The organism is uncultured Algibacter sp. (genome assembly GCF_963976535.1).
In the GTDB taxonomy this organism is placed as follows: domain Bacteria; phylum Bacteroidota; class Bacteroidia; order Flavobacteriales; family Flavobacteriaceae; genus Algibacter_B.
Genome location: NZ_CAXBLF010000001.1, coordinates 202733 through 209589 on the forward strand (window position 1 = coordinate 202733; position 6857 = coordinate 209589).

Annotated in this window: 5 protein-coding genes; 4 read left to right on the forward strand and 1 reads right to left on the reverse strand. The window is 31.4% G+C overall.

The features are described from left to right. The 4 genes from AAC024_RS00890 (at position 1) to AAC024_RS00905 (ending at position 5421) form a co-directional block, all read left to right on the forward strand. Entirely contained in the window at positions 1-1233 is a 1233-nt protein-coding gene (locus AAC024_RS00890) for a DNA cytosine methyltransferase (protein ID WP_339893239.1), read from the forward strand. An 88-nt stretch (positions 1234-1321) separates the two neighbouring features. Continuing rightward, positions 1322-3007 carry a hypothetical protein gene (locus AAC024_RS00895; RefSeq protein WP_339893240.1) on the forward strand — a complete coding sequence of 562 codons (1686 nt, stop codon included), beginning with the start codon at positions 1322-1324 and terminating at the stop codon, positions 3005-3007. A gap of 763 nt (positions 3008-3770) precedes the next feature. Continuing rightward, entirely contained in the window at positions 3771-4535 is a 765-nt protein-coding gene (locus AAC024_RS00900; RefSeq protein WP_339893242.1) for a type IV toxin-antitoxin system AbiEi family antitoxin, read from the forward strand. Beyond that, positions 4528-5421, forward strand: a complete 894-nt coding sequence (locus tag AAC024_RS00905) for a nucleotidyl transferase AbiEii/AbiGii toxin family protein (RefSeq protein WP_339893243.1) — start codon at positions 4528-4530, stop codon at positions 5419-5421. The genes AAC024_RS00900 and AAC024_RS00905 overlap by 8 nt, the downstream gene beginning before the upstream one ends. A 14-nt stretch (positions 5422-5435) precedes the next feature. Here AAC024_RS00905 and AAC024_RS00910 read toward each other — a convergent pair whose 3' ends face one another. Next, complete coding sequence (locus AAC024_RS00910; protein WP_339893245.1) at positions 5436-6641, reverse strand: site-specific integrase; 1206 nt, start codon at positions 6639-6641, stop codon at positions 5436-5438. Positions 6642-6857: the final 216 nt, after the last annotated feature.

Below are 6857 nucleotides of genomic sequence, written 5' to 3' on the forward strand. Positions count from 1 at the left end.
ATGAAAAAAATAACATTTATAGATTTATTTTCTGGATGTGGAGGTCTGTCAGAAGGTTTTTTGAAATCTGGTAAATTTGAGGGTTTAGCACATGTTGAATGGGAGTTGCCAATGGTAAAAACATTGAGAAATAGATTAGAGACTAAATGGCAGTATTCAAACAAAGAAGTGAATGAAAAAGTAATTCATTTTGATATTCAAAAAAGTTCAGAATTGATAAATGGAAATTGGTCAAATGAATCAATATTAGAATATGGCGAAACAAATTCAGAGAAAATTATAAAAGAAGGATTAAATGGTATTGTAAAGCGTAGTGTGGATTTGATAATTGGAGGGCCTCCTTGTCAAGCATATTCAATTCCAGGAAGAGCACAAGATAAAAACTCAATGAAAGATGACTATAGGAATTTTCTTTTTGAAAGCTTTATAAAGGTTGTTAATCGTTATGAGCCAAAAATGTTTGTCTTTGAAAATGTAACAGGAATATTAAGTGCTAAAACTGGAGGGGTTTTAGTTGTTGATAGAATTTATAAAGCTTTTTCAGAAGCTGGTTATGATATTTTGCCTCCCGAAAGAATAAAAGAAAGTATATTAAATTCAAATGACTATGGAGTTCCACAAAACAGAAATAGAGTTATTATCGTTGGCGTGAAAAAAGATAGTAACAAAAACGATTTAAATGATATTTATTTAAAACTGAAATCAGTACCTAAAAATATAAAAATTAACACAGTTAATGATGCCATAGGCAATTTGAAACCTTTTTATCCTTTAAGAAAACAATTAAAAATTGAAGGAAGAAATATATCTCATGATAATTATGATTTAAAAGATAAAATGCACTTTCCTAGATTTCATAATAAAAGAGATATATCAATATTTAAAGATTGGATTATTAATGGCTTAAATTCCAAAAAGTTAAAAGAGCAGTTAAGTTTTTATGCTACTAAGACTGGAAAAAATTCAAATTACAATAAGTATAGAAATCTAGTTTGGAATAAACCATCACCAACAATTGTTGCTCACCTTCAGAAAGATGGATTATTATTTATTCACCCAGATCCGAAACAAGCACGAACTTTAACTGTTAGAGAAGCAGCAAGATTACAATCATTTCCCGATGATTATGAATTTTTAGGCTCACAAGGGTATAATTATAAGATGATAGGTAATGCTGTTCCTCCCTTATTGGGAAAAAAAATAGCTTCAGTTTTATATGATACGTTAAAGTGAAAAAAGATTAGTTTTCAGTGTTTATAGGCTGTGATTCTTTATAACCTTTAAAAAATAAAATCTTTATTTCTAGAAACTGATCAAAAAAATGAAAGACTCAGAAAAGCTTAGAAAAAAAGTGGAATCAGAATTTGATAGGATAACTGATGCATTTGGCGGAGAGAGTTATTGGGCAATACATAATATAATAAGAAGAATAGACTTCATATTTCCTCTATATCGTACGGATGATCCAAAACAAAAAAAGATAGTAGAGGAGCTAAGAACATTTTATAGTTATGGTTGGGGTGTTTTATTAAAAAAATACTACAAAGATGTAGATATAACCAAATCACAACCTTTTACTTTAATGACGTCAGAATTAGTTTCGTGGTGTGATTCGAATATTATTTATTCGGGTAAGTTATCATTCTGTAAACAACTCATAGAATATGAGAAATCTAAATTAATAAAGATATCAGAAACAAAAGAAAATGAATTTGTATTTGATTACAACCACAAACATAACGGTCTTGAAAGATTCGACAAGGAGAGTTTAAATTTTTATGTAAATAATATTGTCGAGAAAATAATTCTTGAAAGACAAAAAATAAAGTCATTTGATGAGAATGAAATCAGAAAGGAACTAAAAAGAATTATTAGTAGTCCAGATGGTAAAATGATAGTCTATCATTCTACGCCTTTATTAGACGAATATTATAATCAAAGAGGTCATTTTCATATGTTGAGATCTCAAGGCTACGATGATTTCGATAAAAAAGATATTTTTGGTGATATTGAATATTGGCGATATATAGACTTAATAGAAATTATAATGGGAACTTCTATTATGAGACTTGAAGCCTGTCTTGAGCTAGTGAAATCGAATCCTAATATTGACTTACATAATATACTATCATATACTTGCTTTCAGGATAAAGAAATTAAAATGTACGCTCATTATCTAAGTATGAGTGTTCATGAGATATCACAAATTCTATCTTGTGTAACCCTTACAAAAGATAACTATAACTACTATTTAGATTATCCTTCTGCACCACCACCTATGTATTTTGAAGTTGGCAATAATTTGTTCGTCAAATCTATAGCTGGTGTTCTCACAAACCCAGTATTACTTCTTAATAAAGAATTAAAAAGACGATATAAAAAAGACTACGACAAATCAGTAAACAATCGAGAAGATAGATTTCGTAGAGAACTTTTTGAATTCTTTCCTGATGAAAGAATTATTAAGATTCCACGTGGAGTTAATATCTTTTTTCAAGGAATTAAGACAGACATTGATGCAATCGTTTACGACACTAAGACTAAAAATTTAGGTTTGTTTCAATTAAAATGGCAAGACCCATATGGTTACTCTATGAAAGAGCGCTATAGTAGAATAAGCAATCTTTTTGACAAGGCTAATGAATGGGTAGATAAAATGAAATATTGGGTTTTAAATAACGATGCTAAGACCATTATAAATTCACTTCAAATAAATAAGAAGAATATGAAATTTTCGGAAATAAATGAGGTCAAAATTTTTGTCCTTTCCCGTAATCAAATGAATTTCACAGGTGTAGAATTAAATGACACTGTAGCTTGGAGTTCATGGCATCAATTGATAGAATCTCAAGCTAGTGTAGAACTAAGTTTAGATGACCCAATTACAGAAATGTTTGTTAAAACTAAGGCATTAGAACCTAAAAGACGTGTCGAATATGGAGAAGTTGATAAAATTGAACCATTTACAATGGAATTCAAAGATTTCAATGTGTCATATAATAACTAATAAAGGGACAAGAGTACTTTTACTTTAATTAGCGTATTTTCAAACACTATTAAGTTTAGTATATAGGTTTAAATAATTATATTTTCATCCCCTTTTTTGCTCGCAAAAGAACAACATTCATTCTTGGACGACGGCATAAAGCCGTTTCGTTGCTCTTCACTTTTTATACGTCTTACCAAAACTGAATATTGAATATAGATAGCATCAAAAAGGTAACAGCGAAGGCTCTATGGGAAGTAAATGAAATAATTGACTTGGTAAACCATTTATTTACCTAGGGTCAATTATTTTTAGTTAGATTTAAAAAAAAGGAAAACGCTCTAGATATAATAAGTAAATGCTTGCATTAAATTGGAAATAAAAAGTATTCCAAAATTCAAATTTTTAAAATTAATAATAAGTGTTAAATCAAATACTGGTTTTAATAATAAAGGGGTTATGGTTGGAATAGCAAGAGGGTAACACGCTGCGCGATGTTACAACAATTTAACTACCTGAAAATCAAATATATGAGGATTTTTATGAATTGATTTTTCTGTGATTTTTCGTAAAAAATGCTCGCAGCCCACTGAAATCACGAATTTTTTTCAGAAAAAATCACGGAAATCTTAAATTTTGAGCTTGTTTGTGGTCTTTTGTAGGTGTTTTGTTTTTGTTTAAAAATAACACTGTATGCAAACTAATAGTTTGTATATTTGAAATAATATAAACTTAAGCAATTATTTTGATAGTTTAATAAAAGCTGAATACAGAAACTATTAGTTTGGAAAAAGAGCAAAAAATAAACCGTTTATTAAATTCTCAGCCTTTTGGGGTTGTATATCTTAGCTCGTGGTTAACAGAGAATGGTTTTTCCACGCAATTGTTAAATCGGTACAAGAAGAGTCATTGGCTTTATTCAATAGGTAGAGGTGCTTGGATGCGTGTGGGAGAACAGCCAACATACGAAGGTGCTATATATGCACTACAACAACAGGCTGAATCAAGTGTGCATATAGGAGGCAAAACAGCCTTATCTTTATTAGGGAAAGCACATTATCTAGAACTATCCATACAGCAAATTACTTTGTTTGGTGGCAGTAAAGAAAAACTACCTGCTTGGTTCACTAAATACAATTGGGATGTAAAAGTAAATTACTTTAGTTCTTCCTTTCTACCTTCTAAAGCTGGATTGCAGACTTTGGAGCAGAGCAACTTTAGTTTACAAATATCCAATCCTATAAGAGCTTTATTGGAATGTTTGTATCTGGCACCTAAAAAACAAAAACTTGTGGAATGTTATGAAATAATGGAAGGACTTAATAATCTTAGACCAAAGCAAGTTCAAGAACTTCTGGAGCTATGCACCTCTATAAAAGTGAAACGGCTTTTTTTATATATGGCGAAAAAATCACATCACGATTGGTTCAAGTACATAAAAATGGAAAAAATAGATACTGGAAAAGGAAAACGATCTATAGTAAAAGATGGTGTTTATATCGCTGAATATGGCATCACTGTTCCAAAAGAACTAGCAGAATATGAGTAATTATAAAAATCAAGTAGCCTTATTATTACAAGTATTGCCAGAGGTGGCAAAAGAAAAGTGTTTTGCGCTACACGGAGGTACTGCCATTAACTTGTTTATTCGGGATATGCCTAGGTTATCCGTCGATATTGATTTGACCTACATTCCAATAGAAGACAGAGATACTTCCCTTCAAAAAATCATTGCAGCTTTAGGTTACATAAAAGGCAATCTTGAGAAAATTTTGCCTAAAGCAGTAATTACTTTAAAGGAAAAGGTTTTAAAATTACAGATTACTACAGCTAAGGCTCAAATTAAACTGGAAGTAAGTCAAATAAATAGAGGCTTACTTAATGAACTTATCGAGTTGCCATTATGTGATAAAGCCCAAGAGGAGTTTGATGCGTTTTGTACTATTTCCGTAGTGTCGATGGGTCAACTATATGGCGGTAAAATTTGTGCTGCCCTTGACCGCCAACATCCGAGAGATTTATTTGATGTAAAAGACCTATTAGAGAACGAAGGGTTCACGGATGAAATAAAGAAAGGGTTTATACTACTTCTGTTGAGTAGCAAGCGACCTTTAAATGAAATGTTACAACCTAACTTAATTGACCAAAGGGAAACAATGATCACTCACTTTGATGGTATGAGTTCTGAACCTTTCACCTACGAAGACTTCGAGAAAACTAGGGCAACATTGATTGACACCATACGGCAAAGTTTAACGGCTAAAGACAAGGAGTTTTTAATAAGTTTCAGCAACCTAACACCTAATTGGAGTATTTATGACTTTGAAAGGTTTCCAGCCGTCCAATGGAAATTGCAGAACCTCACAAAACTTAAGACAAATAATTTAGAGAAGTATAATACATTCCATACCGCATTAAAAAAGTTGCTAGAATAACAATAACACCTCAACTAAAAATTAATAACTTTATCCAAAGCTGAATCAGCATCCTTATGAATAAAATTGGCTTGGTATCTTATGGTTGTAGTAACCGAAGAATGTCTGTATAATTTTTGAAGCATTTGAATCGGTATTTTGTCACCTGAAATATTTCCAAAACTGTGTCGTGCAATATGCATACTCATATTCTTTTTGATACCTAATTGTATTGAAGCTCTCTTTAATGCACGATTAAGATTTCTGGTAACGGATTGAGTTCTTACAGAAACTTCTTCTTGATTTTTTAAATCTGTATTTCCGAGATATGGAAATATGAGATTATTCTGTGTTTCTAATTCTCTATATATGTCGAATAATTTTTTTGCTTTCTCTGGAACTTTCAAAGAAACAAGTTTACTGTTTTTGTCCATTCGGTAAAGTAGACGGTCATCAACAATATCCGACCATTTTAATTGTAAGACATCTGCAATTCGAATACCGGCAAAATAGAAACTAATGAGCCAAACATTAACAGCATTTTGCTGTGCTTCCGACAGATTGTTGGCACCTTCCAACTTCTGAATTTCTTCTTTGTTCAATCCTATTTTTTGAGATTCTGGAATGCGAATCGTCACTTTGCCTTTTCCAAATGGATAACGCTCTCTATCAACTATGGATTCAGATATAGCAAGATTGTAAATAGTTCTAATCAGAATTAGATAATTTACAGCAGTGCGTGGAGAACGTTTCTTATTTTCTAAAAGATAGCCTTCAAAACGTTTAAGTAAGGAAGGAGTTAATTTACTGAAAGAAAGTTCGTCTTGCTTTAAAAATTCTTTAAACTTTTTTAAACGTCCAAACTCGGTATCGTATTGATGGTGTTTATTCCTTCCTTTGAGGTTTTGAAGATGGATATTGGCTACCGCAAAAAAATCCAATTCCTTTTTAACAATCACCTTATTTCTTATTTCTGAAACCGTCTGATATTCGGGTTTCATTTCTGCTTCCAGAGTTTTGCGGTTAGCGTCTGCAACTTTGCTTAAAATGAAGTTATTAATAGCATTACTGTTGGGATGCGATTTTCTAACGATTCTATTTCTTTCGTCCCAATACTTTTCATTAATATATTGTCCAGTGCTTACAAACGTACTTTTTCTGTCTTTGGTGATGCGAATCGCAATCGGACATAGACCAGCTCTGTTTTTCTTTTTCCTTAAAACTGCCCTTACCGTTGCCATAACAAATCCTTTAGATTATAAAGATACGAATTTTGGGTACAACATAGGTACAACATTATATGATTTTATATGCTATTATTTGATATCAAGAGCTATAATAAAATACATAAATCATTGATATTGAGTATATTTATGTTAAATTGATACGTATGGGTAAAACACTCATAACCCGAAGGTCACTGGTTCGAGTCCAGTTCCCGCTACTAGTAAAATCAA